General features: G+C 79.5%; 2 protein-coding genes. Both read left to right on the top strand.

Annotation, left to right across the window (positions count from 1 at the left end):
- Positions 1–340, top strand: a 340-nt coding sequence (locus tag B0E53_RS36560; RefSeq protein ID WP_146167977.1) for a DUF4129 domain-containing protein, incomplete at its 5' end; no start/stop codon positions are given.
- Positions 337–1,339, top strand: a 1,003-nt coding sequence (locus B0E53_RS36555; protein WP_107079927.1) for a DUF4350 domain-containing protein, incomplete at its 3' end; no start/stop codon positions are given. The genes B0E53_RS36560 and B0E53_RS36555, both read left to right, overlap by 4 nt.

Raw genomic sequence — 1,339 nt, 5'->3', positions numbered from 1 at the left:
GTCGCCCGGGCCGGCGCCGGCCGCCCACGCCGGCCTCGCCGACCGGCTCGCCGCCGAGGGCCGGTACGCCGAGGCGGTCCGGGAACGGCTGCGCGAGATGGTCCGCCTCCTGGTGGCGCGGCAGCTGGTGGAGCCCCGGCCCGGGCTGACCGTCACCGAGCTGACCACGGCCGTGGGGCGGGTCCGGCCCGGTGTGCGGCCCACCCTGCACGCCGCCGGAACGATCTTCTCCGACCTCTGGTACGCCCAGCGCCCGGCCACCGCGGCGCACGACCACCGGATGCGTGACCTCGCCGCCGACCTGCGGCGCGAGCTGGCCGCCGAGGGGGACCACCGGTGACCGCCACCCTCGACCCGGCCCGCCCGGCGGCGCCGACATCGCCCCGCCGCCGGTGGCACCGGATGCTGGTCCCGCTCGGGCTGGCCGTGCTGCTGATCGTGACCACCCTGGTCCTGCACGCCGTGGACCAGCCCGACCCGACCGACCGGGGCTTCCTGTCCCCGGTCGCCACCGGCGACGACGGGGGCAGCCGGCTGGCCGAGGCGCTGCGCGCGCAGGGGGTGCCGATCCGCCGGGAGACCGACACGCGGCAGGCCCTGCGGGCCGTGGGGCCCGGCCCGGTCACCCTCTTCGTGCCCGCCCCCGAGCTGGTGCACCCGGGGACCCTGGCCGCGCTCACCGTGCTGCCCGGCGGCAGCCGGCTCGTGCTGGTCGAGCCGTCCCGCCGGGTGCTGACCGGCCTGGCCCTGCCGCTGGAACCGACCGACCGCCGGTGGGCCACCCGGGCCCTGCCGCCGGATGCCGACGGACCCTGCCGGCTGCCCGAGGCGCTGCGCGCCGGCACCGCCGCCGTCGACCACCAGCGGTACGCCGGGCCGTCGCCCGTCGACCGGTGCTACGCGGGCGCGCTGCGCCGGATCTCCTGGGGCGCCGAGGTGGTGGTGATCGGTGCCAGCGACCCGTTCCGCAACGACCGGATCGACGAGTGGGGCAACCGGAGCCTCGCCACCGGCCTGCTCGGCGGCGACCGCCCGCTGGTCTGGCTCGACCTGCCCGGCCCCGAGCCGGCCCCGACCGGGCCGAGCTGGTCGCCGACCCCGGACGACGGCGGGACCCCGCTGCCCCGGCGCACCGGCGGGCGCGCGGACGACCGGGCGGACCCGGCGCCGAACTGGCACAACCCGCTCTGGGAGGCCTTCCCGCCCTGGTTCTGGGCGGTGCTGGCGCAGCTCGCCCTGGCCGGGCTGCTGCTAGTGCTCTGGCGGGCGCGCCGGCTCGGCCCGCCCGTGCCGGAGCCGCTGCCGGTGACCGTCCACTCCGCCGAGACGGTGCTCGGCC

It is taken from the genome of Micromonospora sp. MH33 (genome assembly GCF_003013775.1).
GTDB lineage: Bacteria > Actinomycetota > Actinomycetes > Mycobacteriales > Micromonosporaceae > Micromonospora > Micromonospora fulviviridis.
Note: the sequence above shows the minus strand (reverse complement) of the source record. Positions and strands in the feature narration are given on the sequence as shown.